This window comes from Rhodococcus sp. JS3073 (genome assembly GCF_026810085.1).
GTDB lineage: Bacteria > Actinomycetota > Actinomycetes > Mycobacteriales > Mycobacteriaceae > Rhodococcus_F > Rhodococcus_F wratislaviensis.
Genome location: NZ_CP113951.1, coordinates 273,476 through 288,080, shown reverse-complemented (window position 1 = coordinate 288,080; position 14,605 = coordinate 273,476). Strand labels below are relative to the sequence as shown.

Annotated in this window: 16 protein-coding genes and 1 pseudogene; 6 read left to right on the top strand and 11 right to left on the bottom strand. The window is 64.5% G+C overall.

Translation table 11 applies throughout. The features are described from left to right. The first annotated feature begins 207 nt into the window (after positions 1-207). The 3 genes from OYT95_RS01340 to OYT95_RS01330 all read left to right on the top strand — a co-directional run bounded on the left by OYT95_RS01340 (position 208) and on the right by OYT95_RS01330 (position 1,879). The gene (locus tag OYT95_RS01340; protein ID WP_128638734.1) at positions 208-822 is read left to right on the top strand and encodes a maleylpyruvate isomerase family mycothiol-dependent enzyme; all 615 of its coding nucleotides are present in this window, start codon (positions 208-210) and stop codon (positions 820-822) included. A 239-nt stretch (positions 823-1,061) separates the two neighbouring features. Further along, positions 1,062-1,211, top strand: a complete 150-nt coding sequence (locus OYT95_RS01335; protein ID WP_167344014.1) for a hypothetical protein — start codon at positions 1,062-1,064, stop codon at positions 1,209-1,211. Positions 1,212-1,498: 287 nt separating this feature from the next. After that, positions 1,499-1,879 carry a hypothetical protein gene (locus OYT95_RS01330; protein WP_200887698.1) on the top strand — a complete coding sequence of 127 codons (381 nt, stop codon included), beginning with the start codon at positions 1,499-1,501 and terminating at the stop codon, positions 1,877-1,879. Positions 1,880-2,079: 200 nt separating this feature from the next. Here OYT95_RS01330 and OYT95_RS01325 read toward each other — a convergent pair whose 3' ends face one another. The 8 genes from OYT95_RS01325 to OYT95_RS01290 all read right to left on the bottom strand — a co-directional run bounded on the left by OYT95_RS01325 (position 2,080) and on the right by OYT95_RS01290 (position 9,379). Next, the gene (locus tag OYT95_RS01325; protein WP_268790683.1) at positions 2,080-2,406 is read right to left on the bottom strand and encodes a hypothetical protein; all 327 of its coding nucleotides are present in this window, start codon (positions 2,404-2,406) and stop codon (positions 2,080-2,082) included. Positions 2,407-2,557: 151 nt separating this feature from the next. Further along, positions 2,558-2,998, bottom strand: coding sequence for a VOC family protein (locus OYT95_RS01320; protein ID WP_037227661.1), 441 nt, complete (start codon positions 2,996-2,998; stop codon positions 2,558-2,560). 262 nt (positions 2,999-3,260) lie between these two features. Next, positions 3,261-3,752 (bottom strand): pyridoxamine 5'-phosphate oxidase family protein, encoded by a 492-nt coding sequence (locus tag OYT95_RS01315; RefSeq protein ID WP_128638733.1) that lies wholly within the window; start codon positions 3,750-3,752, stop codon positions 3,261-3,263. Between the two features lie 159 nt (positions 3,753-3,911). Then, entirely contained in the window at positions 3,912-4,193 is a 282-nt protein-coding gene (locus OYT95_RS01310; RefSeq protein WP_235214439.1) for a hypothetical protein, read from the bottom strand. A 516-nt stretch (positions 4,194-4,709) separates the two neighbouring features. After that, entirely contained in the window at positions 4,710-5,765 is a 1,056-nt protein-coding gene (locus OYT95_RS01305) for an acyl-CoA dehydrogenase family protein (protein WP_268790682.1), read from the bottom strand. A gap of 8 nt (positions 5,766-5,773) precedes the next feature. Next, positions 5,774-7,012, bottom strand: a complete 1,239-nt coding sequence (locus OYT95_RS01300) for an acyl-CoA dehydrogenase family protein (protein WP_268790680.1) — start codon at positions 7,010-7,012, stop codon at positions 5,774-5,776. Then, complete coding sequence (locus OYT95_RS01295; RefSeq protein WP_037227650.1) at positions 7,009-7,773, bottom strand: enoyl-CoA hydratase-related protein; 765 nt, start codon at positions 7,771-7,773, stop codon at positions 7,009-7,011. Before OYT95_RS01295 ends, OYT95_RS01300 begins: the two co-directional genes overlap by 4 nt. Positions 7,774-7,780: 7 nt before the next feature. Next, a complete protein-coding gene (locus tag OYT95_RS01290; protein ID WP_268790679.1) occupies positions 7,781-9,379 on the bottom strand; it encodes an AMP-binding protein in 1,599 nt (532 codons plus the stop codon). Between the two features lie 221 nt (positions 9,380-9,600). On the opposite strand from OYT95_RS01290, the gene OYT95_RS01285 reads away from it, so the two are divergent. Further along, positions 9,601-10,392: a FadR/GntR family transcriptional regulator gene (locus tag OYT95_RS01285; RefSeq protein ID WP_052032899.1), complete on the top strand. Its 792-nt coding sequence runs from the start codon at positions 9,601-9,603 to the stop codon at positions 10,390-10,392. Positions 10,393-10,538: 146 nt separating this feature from the next. Beyond that, positions 10,539-11,885, top strand: a complete 1,347-nt coding sequence (locus tag OYT95_RS01280; protein ID WP_268790678.1) for an MFS transporter — start codon at positions 10,539-10,541, stop codon at positions 11,883-11,885. 24 nt (positions 11,886-11,909) lie between these two features. Here OYT95_RS01280 and OYT95_RS01275 read toward each other — a convergent pair whose 3' ends face one another. Beyond that, positions 11,910-12,080 carry a hypothetical protein gene (locus OYT95_RS01275; RefSeq protein ID WP_156046537.1) on the bottom strand — a complete coding sequence of 57 codons (171 nt, stop codon included), beginning with the start codon at positions 12,078-12,080 and terminating at the stop codon, positions 11,910-11,912. Between the two features lie 343 nt (positions 12,081-12,423). Further along, on the bottom strand, positions 12,424-12,555 hold the full coding sequence (locus OYT95_RS01270) for a hypothetical protein (protein WP_255221370.1): 132 nt from the start codon (positions 12,553-12,555) through the stop codon (positions 12,424-12,426). 747 nt (positions 12,556-13,302) lie between these two features. Between OYT95_RS01270 and OYT95_RS01265 the strand changes: the two genes are divergently transcribed. Next, complete coding sequence (locus OYT95_RS01265) at positions 13,303-13,650, top strand: hypothetical protein (protein ID WP_128638726.1); 348 nt, start codon at positions 13,303-13,305, stop codon at positions 13,648-13,650. Positions 13,651-13,911: 261 nt separating this feature from the next. On the opposite strand, the pseudogene OYT95_RS44605 reads toward OYT95_RS01265, so the two are convergent. Next, a pseudogene (locus OYT95_RS44605) lies at positions 13,912-13,993 on the bottom strand (transposase); the annotation flags it as partial. Positions 13,994-14,605: the final 612 nt, after the last annotated feature.

The window sequence follows — 14,605 nt, the reverse complement described above, 5'->3', positions numbered from 1 at the left end:
GCCGCATGCGCGGCCCGGCGAGGGCGCTAGCACCGCGACCGGCTGCATGTCGACTAGGACTCCTCGCGCCAAGGCATAGGGACCTCCGATGAGACCGTTCACCGATCGGCTTGCGGCACGGCGGGCATGAATCGTCCATGACGTTGGGTCGGGACGGCGTCGGGCCCAATCCAGTCGGTGACGGGCAGCATTTGTCACACTGGCTTCATGAATGATGTCTGGCCGATTGTGCACGCGGAGCGTGCGGCGCTGATCGATGACCTCACCGACCTCACCGACGACCAGTGGGCCCACCCGTCGCTCTGTGGTGACTGGACCGTGCACGACGTCGCTGCACATTTGATCAACAACGCGAAGACCACCCGCCTCGGCATCGTGCGCAACATGGCCCGTGCGCGCTTCAACTTCGATCGCCAGAACGCCCAAGGCGTCGAACGCGAACGCGGCGCCACGCCCCGCCAAACGCTCGCCGGGCTTCAGCAGGTAGCAACACGTACGTCGACGCCGCCGGCACCGCTCGACAGCAGGCTGGTCGAAGAGGTCGTCCATGGCGAAGACATCCGACGGCCGCTGGGCATCACCCGTATATATCCGTCGGAGGCGGTCGTCAGGTCGTTGCGGTATCAGGCGCGCACCCCGGTATCCCTGGGCGGTGCGAAGCAACTCATTGCCTCGGTCCAGTTGCGGGCCACCGACGCAGACGTGTCGATCGGCGATGGCCCAGAAGTCTGCGGCCCGGCACTGTCACTGCTCATGGCAATATCGGGGCGCAAGTCGGCGCTGGGTGACCTCGACGGACCCGGAGTATCTGCGCTGGAGTGATCACGCCAGTGGCGTCCCGCAGAATCAACCAGCAGCGAGACGAGAGTCTGGCCGACAGCCCGCCGCCGAACAGGTGGTTCCGTAAGCGGAGAGCCGATGCCTCGCAGGCCGAGAGCACCGAATCCTGGCTGGGTCCTACGACCTGCTCGCCGGCGCTGAGAGATTCGAATCCGTAACGGACCAGTCGGTCTGGACGATCAAGGTGCCAAGGCTATATACCGACACAAGGAGCGAGAAGTATGGGTTCGTCCGAAATCTTCACTGATTTGGTCGCCTGGGGTGCTGAGGGTTTTCTGAACGGAAATCCGGTGCAGTCGGCAGTGGGTGCGGTGCTGTTCCTGGGCCTGGGACTCTGGGACCTCGTCACGGGTGCGCCCATCGTCATCTGAACCGGCCACACGTACGGTACTTGCCAGAGAATGCCCATCTGTGGGCTGAGCCTGGCCGAGGCCGATGGTTGACCCGAGGTCCGAGACATTCCGAGTCCGGCCACTCGACGCCGGACAACATCCGTGGCACAGCCGTGCCCAGTCTTCGCATCGACCCTCTTCTGGGCCTAGTGGATTCGCAAAAGAACAGCAACGTCCTGTCACCGGGCGATGGGCGGGCCGTCGGTCATCGGACGGGCCCAGCAGGACTGCTCGGCACCAGACGTATTGCTACTGAAAGGATCTCAATGAGAAGCACAATTAGGGCTACAGCACGCGTCACGGCCGCCGTCGTTACGGGTGTCGCCTTCGCGGCGATCATCGGCTCCGGCACCGCCCAGGCGGCCCCCCAGGACTGCGTCATCCAGCGGGATGCCTTCAGCGCGACGGCGACCTGCCATGACACCGACGCACCCCCTGGTAGGGAGTACGCGCTGATCGTCGACTGCTGGGGCCTTCACGGCATCCCCAACGCCTTTCCGTTCTATGCGATCGGGCCCTTTAGCCAGTCCAGTCGCTCATTCGTGCCGACAGGTCAGGCCACAGGGGCTTGCGGCACGAATTGGGGTGCCCCCGCGTTGGATGCCGGCGTGATCACCAACGCCCACGTGGAGATCTATCGCCAGTAGCAGGTACCAGGGACGCGATCCGCGTGTCCGCCGAAGCTGTGCACCTGGTTGACGATCCACATCCCGACCTCGACATCGCCAGCCACGAAGGACTAGCGCGTCGTCTTGGGATGGGGCCAAGGGAGCAGTTTCGCGATCGTGCTGCGCGCGTTCAAGTCTGAGAGCTGGACCGTCCCGATGCCTGCTGACGGAGAGTGTGGCTACTCGGGGAGTGTGTCGCCCGGGAAGCCGAGGCACGGGAGGACCTCACAGGTCATGATTCCGGCCTGCACACACGGGTCGGCGGCCATGATCTGCCGCGCCCGTTCAAGGGGCTCGGTCATGATCGCCACGCCGGCAACGGAGTCAGAGATGACGGGACAGAGGATCGCGATCACACCTTCGGCGCGCAGCGACACCATGCGACGTTGGTGCTCGAGTTCGATCGCCTCGGCTCCGTCCTGGTATCGGTCCGAGCTCCATCGAAGCTGAACCAGGCTAAAGGGCTTGGCGGTCGCGGCCAGGGCTTGAATCTGGTCGTCAGTCACGTCCGAGCTCATCTCGTTCACATCCCTCCTCTTGGCGTTCGACTTCGATCAAACCTACGACCCGCTCCTGATCTCGTCCGTACGGCGCCTCTTGCCACGCCGTTGTAGACGATCTGGGCGCACAGACACACGTGGGCAACGCGCACGCGCGTCAGCCGATCTGCTCGAACAGCGACACGATGATCCCTTCGGGCCCGCGCACGTAGGCCATCCGCACGCTGTTCTCGTACTCGCCGATGCCGCCGATGAGCCCGTACCCGTCCGCAGCCACCGCATCGACGGCCGCCTGGAGGTCGCCGACCTCGAAGGACACGTTGCGCAGGCCAAGCTCGTTGGCCATCGCCGAGGGCGATCCGGGCTCGTGGTCGGGCGTGACGAAGGTCGCGAGCTCCAGCCGGGACCCTCCATCGGGCGGCCGCAGCATCGCGATCTCACAGTGCGCGCCGGGGATGCCGCAGACGGTCTCCACGAACTCGCCCTCCACGGATCCGGTGCCCTCGACCTCGAGACCCAGTCCGACGAAGAACGCCGTCACCGAGTCGAGGTCCGCGACGGTGATGCCGATGTGGTCGAAACGTTGTACGTGTGCCATGGGACCATCCTCCATTGTTGTCGGTGCCGATTCGATGCTGGGACGGAGCCGGTGCTGGGATCTCGACATGTTCTTGCCGCAAAGCTGCAGTCAACCTAAGGGTTCGACAGATCGTGCGGGACGACAGGTTGCTTTCGCGGCTGGAAGACCCGGGCACGCCCCTGGTGCATGACGGTCCCCGTGAACCACTCGCGACCTTTCGTTGGGTGTTCGCCGGCGTTGTCCCGGCGCGCAATCGACCGATCCTAGATGCCCGAGACAGTCACCCGGTCCGCTCGACCAGCTGCTGCAGGAAGTGCGGAAGTCGGCCGGCGCCGAAGTCGAAGTAGCGCACCCAGTGCGGCGTGATCGCGATACGCGCCATCTGGTCGTACAGCTCGCGGCAGTTCTGCTCGAACTGGGCCGCCGCCTCGGCGTCCATGGCCTTCCTGGCGCTGGCGAGGTATTCCTCGGTCACCCCGTCGACGATCTGGACACTCGCCCGTCCGCGAATCGACAGGGATCGTGCGTCGCCGGGCGTGTCGCCGCTGTCGATTGTCAGGGCGACATCCGGGTGGGCTGACAGCGCCGCGACCTTGGGTGCGGTCGCGGCGGTGCAGACCACGATCTGGTCGCCCGTCCAGTAGAAACCGATCGGGATCACCCGCGGGGTTGCGTCCGTTGCGAGGTACGCCAGGCGGGCCACCGAGCTGGACGTGAGCAGCTGCTGCGCGCCGGTGCTGGTGAGTTCGTCGTCGATCTCGTGCCGCTTCATGCGTGTTCACCTTCCGTCGTAACGCGGCCTTTATGGCCGGTTCACATCAGGGACGGCGCCGGCCGCGGATTCTCGACATCGGTCCGCGGAGGAATTCGCAGCAGCCCCGACGACACTGGGTCGCACGGTTTCCACACCTGCGAGCAGGTCCGCGGGTCCTCAAGTGGTCGAGGGCCGGCCGAGTACTCGGTCCCACCAGTCGGCGAGCGGGCTGGGGTCGGGCCAGACGATCGGATCGTCGGGTAGCGACAAGGATTTGCTCGGGTCCTCGCCCTCGGATTTTCGATCCGGATCGGCGTCGGCCAGGGGGCGCCGCACAGCCCCGCACCGGCCGGCGGCCAGAGTCGGTGATCGGTCCGGGTGAGTCGCTTGTCGGAGCGGCGGCGGATCGGCGGGCGGTGGTGGGATGCGGACTGTGGGGTGGATTTCGTTCTCGCGCACGAACGTTTGCTCCTTCGCTGCATGCATCGGTTACCGGACGTGTGGTGCCGGCCGGTCTCCATCGCGGGGGTGATCCACCCACGTCACTGTCGATGCCCCTCAGTTGTATCCGACCCGGCCCGCCCTGTCAGCTGAACGTCTTACACTGCCGCGGTTCGGGGACATCCCCACTGCAAGGACCGCGGTCGCGGCGAGGGCCGAGGCGGACCTGCGTTGCGCCGACGCCCATCGCAAATGGACGTCCGCGAGGACCCGAAACTGACGTTGCGAACCACGCGTTAACGCGCATCTCATTGAAGGTCGGTCGGTGAAGCGCAACTTGGACTCGGAAAGTGTCGTGCCCGTCGATCGCACCCTGCAGACGACATTCTCACCAGACTGAAAGCGGACAGTGGGCCGCTCCATCCGAACTCGCTCGTCCGGGCACGTCCGTGTGTCAACCGGCAACTGATGGTGATCAGCTGCGATCATTCCGGCAGGCGATTCCGGCTGCGGGCGGCCGTCCGCTCCGAACCCCTATATCACCGAAGCTGCAATGACCTCGTGGTGCGTCTCTGTACTGCCGAATAGCAGTGAGTCACTCTTGGCTCGCCGAAAGTACCTGTGTAGGGGGTGTTCCCAGGTGAATCCGATGCCGCCGTGGATTTGGATGGACTCTTCGGCGGCGAAGGTGAAGGCCTCGGACGCCAGTACATGAGCGATGCTCGCTGCAGTGGCCAGTTCGTCCGTTGGCCGGTCGTCAGCGTTCGCCGCGTCCAGCACTGCGGCGTGCGCCAGCTCGAGTGCCACCAGAATGTCGGTGAGGCGGTGCTTGATCGATTGGAACGAGCCTATCGGTCGGCCGAACTGCTCCCGGTTCTTGGCGTACTCGACCGACATTTCCAGGCACGCCTCGGCAGCGCCGACCTGTTCGGACGCAAGCGCCACGAGGGCTGACGCCTGCGCGCGTGGCAGCGTCGCAGCCAGGTTCGGGTTGCCGACCGCCTGCGCGTGGGCGTCGAAGAACTCGATCCGGGTCAGTGGGCGGGTGGTGTCAAGGGACTCTAGGGGGGTACGCACGACGCCGGGTGTGGTGCCGTCGATGACTGCTAGCTCGAGGCCCTTCTCTCCGCGTGCGACAACGACGAGGAGGTCTGCATTGGCGCCGTCTACCACGAATTCTTGTGTGCCCCGCAGAATCAACTGGCTGTTACCGGTTGCGGTGGCGGTAATCGGGGTGTCCGAGTAGGGGTACCCGGCGACCAGCGTGGCAGTGCGTTCGCCTGCTGCGATTGCGGGCAGATGTGTGGCGCGGCCCGTGTCGGAGGAGCATTCCGAGAGGGTGAGCCCGGCAAGACACACGGACGAGAAGAAGGGGGCGTTGGAGATGGTGCGGCCGAGTTCGTGCATTGCGACGGAGGTGTCTTTGAGGGTGCAACCGGCTCCGCCGAAGCGTTCGGGGAAGGGGATCTCGGTCAATCCCAGGCCGGTGAGCCCTTCCCACAGTGCTTGTTCGGTGTCGGCGTTCTTCGTAAGGAAGGCGCGGACGCTGTCGCGAAGTTGTTCTTGTTCGTGGGTCAATTCGAGGGCCATGTTTGCTCCTAGCGCGGTTCTCTGGGCAGCCCGAGGCCGCGTTCGCCGATGATGTTTCGCTGGATCTCGTCGGAGCCGCCGGCGATGCGGTAGCCCGGGGCGCCCAGGAGATGCTCGGTCCAGGCATAGGTGTTCGGAATGCCCGTGTCGGCGAGGATGCGGGGTCCGAGGAATCGGGCCGCGGCGTCGCCGATGCGCTTGAGATTCTGCGTCCACACGAGCTTGGCGATCGAGCCCTCGACTCCAGGAACATGGCCGGCGAGTTCACGTTCGGCATAGCGGGCGTTGAACATTGCGGTGGCTCGCTCGTAGACGACGACTCGGGCAAGTGTCTGACGCACGTGGGGGTCGTCGGTGATACCAAGTTGCTTGGCCAGGCGGATCAGATCGGCTGCGCTTCCGCCGGCGGAGACGATTCCGCCGCTGGAGCTGCGTTCGAAACCGAGGGTGGTCAATGCGACGTTCCAACCGTCGCCGATCTCGCCGAGACGCAGCGAGTCAGGCAGTTCGACGGCGGTGAGGAATACCTCGTTGAACGTGGAACCGCCGGACATCTGGCGGATTGGCCGGGTTTCGATTCCTGGGGCGTCCATCGGCACCAGGAACGCTGTCATTCCGCGGTGCTTGGGTGCGGCGGGGTCGCTGCGCGCGATGAGTAGTCCCCACTCGGAGAATTGTGCGCCGGAACTCCACACCTTCTGACCGGTGATCTTCCAGCCGGTGTCGGTGCGAACTGCGCGGGTCGCGAGCGCGGCCAGGTCGGATCCGGCGCCGGGTTCGGAGAAGAGCTGGCAGCACAGTTCGTCGGCACGCAGGAACGGTTGCACGAATCGTTGTTTGTGTTCCTCGGTGCCGAGCAGGTGGATGGTCGGTGCGATCAGCTCCACGGTCACCAGGATGGTCTCGTGCCGCTCCGGGGCACGGAACTGACGTTCGAGCTCGACGTAGATCCGTTCGTGGGAGGCGGTCAGGCCCGGTCCGCCCCATTCGGGGCCCCAGGTGATCGCGCCGAATCCGGCGTCGACGCGTGCGGATTGCCAGGCCTTGCCGCGGACGAGTAGTTCGCGCTCTTCGGCCACTGTGCGGTTGTGGAAGATGGCGTAGGACGGCTCCGCGTCGTTTCCTGGCAGGTTGGTTTCGGTGGCCGGGGGATGCCGGTCCAGCCGCTGTGACAGCCACGCGGTGGCGCGTTCCTCGAACGCGTCCAGGTCTTCCGGTGTTGCCAGTTCGCTCGTTGCCGTACTCATATGTTCTTGCCGTTCGTTAGTGCGGCCATTCGTGCCTCGACTGCAGTCTTGGAGTCCGGATGCTCGGACAGCCGGACGGTGAAGGTCTGTTCGAGCTCGTAGCCGCGCTTGAGATCCATACCCTCGCAGCCGTTCAACGATTGCTTCGCCAGGGTCAGCGCGTAGCGGCTCTTCGAGGCGATGGACCGTGCGCGGGTGAGCGCCGTGGTCATGAGTACGTCGTGGGGGACCACCTCGATCGGCGCGCCCCACCGCTCGAGGGTGTGTGCGTCGACGGCTTCTGCGGTGAAGAACAGCCGGCGCATTGCCTGCTGCGGCAGCATGCGGGCGGTGAATCGGCCACCGCCGAGTACCCCGACGTTCATTTCCGGCAGTCCGAACGTTGCCTTCGCCGACGCCACCACGAGGTCGCAGGATGCGGTCAGACCAAATCCGCTGCCTAGTGCCGGGCCGTTGACGGCGGCAATGACGGGGATCGAGCAATCGATGAGGTTGAACATCGCGCGGCGGACGTTGCGCATCTGCAATTCACCGCTCGTCGTGTCCATGGTGCGGAAGTCGTTGAGGTCGTTGCCCGCGCAGAACACGTGACCGCGTCCTGTGAGCACGGCGACGTTGACTGTCGGATCGTCGGATAGCCGGTCGAAGGCCTCGGCAAGTTCGCCGTACATTCGGTGGTCGATTGCATTGACCTTGCCGCGGGCGAGTTCGACCAGCGCGATCCCCGGTTCGGGTTGGGAGATGAGAATGTGCTCGGTCATGTCGTCCTCACTTTTCATGCGCCGCATGGAGGCTGACGCCGACCATCTGCGGCGGGAGGTCGGTGCGGTTACGGGTCCAGTCGCGGAGCGCGAACTTCTGGATCTTGCCGCTCGCGGTCTTGGGTAGTACGTCCACCACGAAGACGCTCTCGGGGATTTTCTGTTTGGCGACCTCGCGTCCGGTCAGGAACTCGTGGACGTCTTCGAGGGTGAGGTCCTGTGCGTGGTGGGTGACGACGAAGGCGCAACCCCGTTCACCGGTCGTCGCGTCCGGCCCGGCGACGACGGCGACCTCGCTGACGGCGGGGTGCTCACTGAGCAGGTTTTCCACCTCGTGAGTGCTGATCTTCTCGCCGGAGCGGTTGATGATGTCCTTGATTCGGCCCTCGATGTGGATTGCGCCGGTGTCGTCGAACCGTGCGAGGTCACCGGACCGGAAGAAGCCGTCCTCGGTGAACGCCGCGGCGTTGAGCGAGGGGTCGAGGTACCCGAGGAAGGTGTCGGGGCCGCGCCACAGTACTTCGCCGACGGAGCCGGGCTCGACGGGGCGCTCGGAGGGGTCGACGATGATCACCTCGGTGGGCGCGAGGACTCGACCGTCGGTTCGGGTGCGTAATTGTGTTGTGTCCCAGCGATTGCCTGCTGTGACGGACGGTCCCTCGGTGGCGCCGTACATTCGGACGACGGTGCCGAGTCGCTCGGTGGCCCGACGGGTCAGGTCGTCCGGCATGTCAGCGCCGCCGCACACGATGTACCTGATCGACGGAGTGGGGCGACCCTCCGCGATCGCGGCGTCGAGCAGCCCCTGCAGGAACGGTGTGGAGAAGATCATGAAGCTGGCGGCGTCGCGGGAAATCTTGTCGAGCGCGGCGACTGGATCCCACTGATCGTGCAGCACGACGGGCGCCCCGAGCAGGAAAGGCAGGGTCAAGGCACAATTCACGCCGGTCACGTGCGTGACCGGCGACGGGTTGAAGATGACGTCGTTCTCGTTGAGGCCGAACAACTCGATCATCGAGAGGTTCTCGAATACCAGGGTGTTGTGGCTGTGCAGCGCGCCCTTCGGATCCGCGGTCGTCCCAGAGGTGTACAAGAGCAGGCAGACCTGATCTGGATCTGGGTGTGGCAGTGCGGCAACCACCTTCGCGGCCCCGGCCGGGGCACTGTCGAGCAGCTCCGTCCAGGTGGTCATCCGCTCGTCGGTGCCGCGCTCGCCACGGTCGCCGAGGATGACGACCTTCTTCAGGTGCGGCAAGTCGTCGAGCAGCTGGTCATACATCGCGGCGTAGTCGAATCCTCGGTAGGTCGCGGGAATGAAGACGGCCGACGCCCGCGCCTGCCCGAGGATGAACCGCAGCTCGCGCCCTCGGTAGATCGGGACTATGGGGTTGGCGACGGCGCCGAGCTTCATGATCGCCTGGTAGACGATGACCGCTTCGGCCCGGTTGGGGAGCTGGAACGAGACCACGTCGTCGGCGCCGATCCCGGCCGAATGCAGCGCCGCAGCGAGCATGGTCGCGTCGCGGTCGACGTCGGCGAAGGTCAACCGTGTGTCGCCGTCGATCACGGCCACTGCGTCCGGGAACAGCGAGGCGGCGCGTGTCAAGTAGTGCCCTATCGGCTGATCACGCCAGTGCCCTGACTCGCGGTGGGAATGGGCAAGGTCGGGCGTCGGTGGGCGCGTCGGCCACATCTGTACCTCCGGGAGAGCATCACGTTCGGATGTTGACTGGTGCCACGTGTTGACTGGAGCCCACGCTAGCCACTTTCCCTAAATATGTACAGAGTTTAGCGATACCGTCTCGGAGCTGGGTAGGGTTTGTACGCATGGCGGCTACACATCGAACTGTCGACGAGCGCACCGGGAACGCACTGACGCCGGACGACGCCCATCGCGCACCGGGCAGGGCCCCGAAAATGTCCGAACGCATCGCGAATCAGATAGCGGACGAGATCCTCGGAGGCGGCATCGAGGCCGGTGACCGGTTGCCGACCGAGAAGGAGATGGTCGCCGAGTACGGCGTTGCGCGCACGACTGTGCGCGAAGCCCTCCGACTGCTCGAGAGCCGGGGCCTGGTCACCATTCGGGCCGGCGTCGGCGGCGGCCCCGTCGCGTGCCGACCGCAATTCGAATCACTGGGCAACACCATGAAACTGTTCCTGCAGCTCGAGGGCGCAAATCTCAGCGACGTCATCGACACTCGGCTGACCCTGGAACCGGTGGTCGCGCAACAGGCCACACCTCGAATTACGGACGGTCAGCTGGACGAATTGCAGGCAGCGCTCGACAGCATGCGGACACAGCCCGACGACTACGACAACTTCATCGAGAAGAACGCGCTGTTCCACACCACCATCTACACCGCATCCGGAAACCCGGTGCTGCGCATCCTCATGGAAACGCTGCTGCTGCTGGTGCGGGACGCGGAACCCTCACGGCATCCTGAGATCACCCGCACCGCCGCCGTCGAAGCGCAGCAACTGGTACTCAATGCCATGCGCTCCCGAAATGCGTCCGCCGCGGGAGAGGCGATGGAGGCCTTCGTCCACGACACCGCGAAGTACTACCGCAAGCGCCTTGCACACATCATCTCCGAGCCCGTGCACTGGCAGCTCTAGCGGTCTGCTTCCGTTCATTTTCGTAAACATGTACAGATTTAGCGGATGCGCGGTTATGGTGTGGAAGCGCTCGCATGAGGTGACCCACTCCCACCTGCGGTAAGCGCACCTTCGGTCAACGCATTCCGCACAGAAATGAGACGTTCGTGGCGACCCACACGAATTCCACATCGCGCACCCTCGAGCAAACCAGACGCCGCGGCGTCCTCGCCGCAGCGGTCGGCACCATCGTCGAGTACTACGACCTCACCGTCTACGCCTACCTCGCCGTGGTCGTCAGCCCACTGTTCTTCCCCGGCAACGACCCCACCGCAGCACTGCTCGCCAGCCTCGCCGTCTTCGCCTCGGCCTACCTCATGCGCCCCATCGGCGGCATCTTCTTCGGCCGCCTCGGGGACCGGCACGGACGCAAGCGCGCTCTGCTGGTGTCCGTGCTGCTGATGGGAGTCGGCAGCCTCCTCATGGCATGCCTGCCGACGTACGCGTCAGCAGGCATCGCCGCGCCGATCCTGCTCGTCCTCGCACGTCTGGTGCAGGGATTCTCCGCCGGCGGAGAACTCGGCGGAGCACTGACCTACGTCTACGAGACCGTCGGAGAAAAACGCAAGGGCCTCGGCGCCTCGTTCGTCGCACTCGGCAGCAACGGTGGTTTCGCGCTCGCCGCAATCGCGGTCGGGACCGTCTCAGCGCTCACCACCGAACCGCAGATGACCAGCTGGGGCTGGCGAATCCCGTTCCTGCTCGGCGTCCCACTCCTGCTGTTCTGCCTGTGGACCCGGACCCGCATCGAGGACACTGCACAGTTCGAGAACGCCGCGGCCACGGACGACCTGGCGAAGTCACCGTTCACCGAACTCATCCGCACACACCCCAAGCAGGTTCTGCAGGTATTCGGACTCGGCGTGGCACAGAACGCCACCGGCTACATGGTGCTCACCTACATCGGCATCCACCTGGTCCGCCAAGGCGGATTCGATCGGACCGCGGTCACCTGGACGACCGCGCTCATCATCGTGCTCATCGCGCTGCTGATGCCGGTCGCCGGTCTACTCGTCGACAGCTTCGGCAGCGTCCCGGTCGCGGCAGCCGGACTGATCGGATCCGGCATCCTTGCCTACCCAGCCATGTCCCTGATGGGCGGCCACGGGCTGGTCGTCGCGGGCGTGGCATTCTTCGTCTTCGCGCTCGGCACCCCGCTCATCCAGGTCGCCACGGCACCACTGTTCCCGTCGCTGTTCAACTCCCGCGTCAGGCTCAGCGGCGTCGCCCTCGGCTTCAACCTGGCGACGATCGCGACCGGTGGAACTGCCGCCTATATCGCCACCTGGCTGATCGACCGGACCGGCAGCTCATTGTCACCGGCATACTTTCTCGCAGGCTCGTGCCTCATCGGGTTGCTCACCTTGTTCAGCATCCGAACTGCAACCTACGGCGGCGTTCGCCGCGAGTCCGCCTCCCACACGGAAACCGCTGCGCCGCAGACCGTCCGATAGTAGGGGGCAGAGGCCCCGACGGGTTCACAGGAACACCACATGCACTCCCCACCCGGCGATCGTCAGTCTCCTGGGTTCAGCCGGGCATCCGGCCTCCAGCGGGCCCTGGCTCGGCTCGCGGGGGCTGGTGGTGGGGTCATCGGTGTCGGCGAACAACGGGTGTTGCGCGCCGGTGCTGGCACCCGATGAGGGCATGCCCTCAGCCAGCGGTCGTCAGCAATCCGACTATCGCAATCGCAATTGCCGAGGCGGCACCACAGATTGTCCAGGCCTGCACAGCGGTCCGGCGCCAGCGGGGATTGCGGATCTGGGTGGGAGGCGCGGGGGCAGTGCCTGGTCCACCGGCACTTGACGATTCGAGTTCATGTTCGTGACGATCCGACATCGCATCCGCGGCGAGCGCTGCGCCGAGAGCGGCGACCACCACGATCAACGTGACGGCGATGAGCTCAACAGTCCAGGGCATATTTGTACCGAGCCTTTACGATTCCTGGGATGCCGACTGGGTGCGGTCGACGTTGGCTGTTGTCGGTCGCCGTCAGCCGTTGAGATGGAACGGCACGCCGCGCGGGCGGCGTCTCTTGCCTGGTCGGTTCAGTGCCGTCTGTCCGGCGACGACGCTACCCAGGACGAGGGAGACGGTGACGAGTAGGGCGGCGTTGGTTTTCATCGAATCTCCCGTGTTCGCTGGGTGGTTGCTTGGTGTGGTCGGCGATAGTAGGGCTGGCGAGCATGGCCGCGATGCGGTCGGGTGGTCGTCGAGGTCGTTCGCTGATCGGATCGTGTGCTCAGCGTGTACTCGGTGTTGGCGTGCGTTTACGGAGAAGGTCGGAGCATCACGGCTGCCGCGATGAGGCCGGCGAATGTCGCGGCGACGATCGCGGCGGTGGCGGTCAGTGAGTTGGTGACAGTCCAGGCGGGCATGGCTACGGATAGTGAGGCACCGGCACCGATGATTGGCTGGGTGAAGCGTTCTGTACCGCCCGGTATCCGCTGCTTCATGGGTAGCGAGGGATGCATTCCACGCTCCTTTCGCAAGGTAGATGCAGGCGGTGGCGATATCGGGTCCGATTGACGGAGACCGCCTGTGAGGTTTGTCTGTCTCCTCCGGTAACGATTAAGAGTGATTTGGGTCACAATCTAGTTGCAGGGTTTTGTTCTTACCGCATTCCAGTCGAGAGCGCCACTGGGCAACTGTCCATGTTCGGATAATCCCGAAAGGTCCGGTGTGACTCGCGGTGACCGACATCGACGCGAACGTAGAATCGACTCACTGCGGCATGTGCCGAGAGGTAGGCAGCCTCAGGATCGTGACGATGACCCACTCGGCATGAGCGCTCGGTGGAAGGCACGGCTATCAACAACGGGACTTAAGACTCTATTCGCGAGTGCTTCCGCCGGGCTTACGATTCCGCGCGTGACACTTGGCTCCCTGTCCTTGGCCCTTCTACGCGCGAACTATCGACTGGTGCGGCTTCCGCTGCAACTGTTCGAAGACGTGGCGGTGTCTCGGCTCGACGAACAGGAGCCGGTACGGCTTGCCTACGAGCAGATCTTGATCGACTGCGACCGCGCCGCGGCGTTCTTGCTCAACGATGAGGACGCGGCCAGGCGCGCAGCCGACCTGAAGCGGCGGACCGCGTCGGTGCGACTGCTGATTGCCTGTGAACATCACCGCGTCCAGAAGCAGGGTGTGATCTTGCTCGACGAGCAGCGCGAGCGGTTTCATCAACGCCGTCAGCAGGACGCAGGTCCGCCGACATGACGAGTGCGTCCGAGATGCCAGGAACGCGTTGACGATCAGAGACAAGGCGAGCACACCGATGAGCTTGTTCGGGACGCTGTCGACGATCAGGCTGAGGTTATGCCTGGTTTGCGATGCGAGCGTTATGCGGAAATCCGACTTTCGTCCGCAGATCCGGCGCGTCGAGTTCAGACAGCGGGACCCCTTCATTCATGAGTTCGCTCTTACCCGAGGAAGATTCCGTTGCTGCCCATCGTGCTCTTCCCTTGCCGGCCCGGGTGGCCAGATCCAGGCACTTGAGTGCTGCCTGGTCGTTGGGGAAGTGTCCTCGCGCTCGCACAGCCCGGCGGTAGCGGTCCTCGAGGATCGGTTGATTGGGAGCTTGGACGTTCCGCTCAACCTGGACGGCAACTCGCGTAACTCCTTCTATCTTCAGTTGAAGGCTGCGCGTGCCGCTGCGAAGCGCCGGGCTGAAGATCTGCCAGTTTTTCCGAACCCCGGCGTGGGTGGGCGGTAGATCGAGGTTCTCTCGGGTTTCATCCAAATGCTTTGCGACCCAGGGGTCTCGTCAAAGGTTTTGGCAGATCATTGATATGGACAGTGTGGCGGCGATTCGTGGCGCGAGCGGTTTGCGAGGTCACGGACGACGTCTTCTGGGATGCGTGCCGAGCGGCGGGGGCGAATGAGACTAAGCGTCGCAATGAAGGCATGGAGGAATTGGGTTGGCATCTTGCAATTCCTGCGGGGTGGGTCGTGGCGCGGACGTTTCGTGAGATGTCTCGGATGTCGCGGAAACGACCAGCAGTCGTTGGTGAGACCCTCGTCGTCGGAACCGGCGCGACGAACAGAATGTGAGGATCAGGTCCTTTACTTCCGGGGGATACCTGCGAATTCGATTGCTGCAGGCGAGGTCGTAGAGGCGATCTTCGTACTCATGTTTGGAGATTCCGAAGTTGACCATGATGTCTTCCGCAGG

What these genes read in the sequence shown, in the direction of transcription:
- OYT95_RS01340 (WP_128638734.1), top strand. Translation starts at nt 208, where the DNA reads ATGAATGATGTCTGGCCGATTGTGCACGCGGAGCGTGCGGCGCTGATC.
- OYT95_RS01335 (WP_167344014.1), top strand. Translation starts at nt 1,062, where the DNA reads ATGGGTTCGTCCGAAATCTTCACTGATTTGGTCGCCTGGGGTGCTGAG.
- OYT95_RS01330 (WP_200887698.1), top strand. Translation starts at nt 1,499, where the DNA reads ATGAGAAGCACAATTAGGGCTACAGCACGCGTCACGGCCGCCGTCGTT.
- OYT95_RS01320 (WP_037227661.1), bottom strand. Translation starts at nt 2,998, where the DNA reads ATGGCACACGTACAACGTTTCGACCACATCGGCATCACCGTCGCGGAC.
- OYT95_RS01315 (WP_128638733.1), bottom strand. Translation starts at nt 3,752, where the DNA reads ATGAAGCGGCACGAGATCGACGACGAACTCACCAGCACCGGCGCGCAG.
- OYT95_RS01305 (WP_268790682.1), bottom strand. Translation starts at nt 5,765, where the DNA reads ATGGCCCTCGAATTGACCCACGAACAAGAACAACTTCGCGACAGCGTC.
- OYT95_RS01300 (WP_268790680.1), bottom strand. Translation starts at nt 7,012, where the DNA reads ATGAGTACGGCAACGAGCGAACTGGCAACACCGGAAGACCTGGACGCG.
- OYT95_RS01295 (WP_037227650.1), bottom strand. Translation starts at nt 7,773, where the DNA reads ATGACCGAGCACATTCTCATCTCCCAACCCGAACCGGGGATCGCGCTG.
- OYT95_RS01285 (WP_052032899.1), top strand. Translation starts at nt 9,601, where the DNA reads ATGGCGGCTACACATCGAACTGTCGACGAGCGCACCGGGAACGCACTG.
- OYT95_RS01275 (WP_156046537.1), bottom strand. Translation starts at nt 12,080, where the DNA reads ATGCCCTCATCGGGTGCCAGCACCGGCGCGCAACACCCGTTGTTCGCC.
- OYT95_RS01270 (WP_255221370.1), bottom strand. Translation starts at nt 12,555, where the DNA reads ATGAAAACCAACGCCGCCCTACTCGTCACCGTCTCCCTCGTCCTGGGT.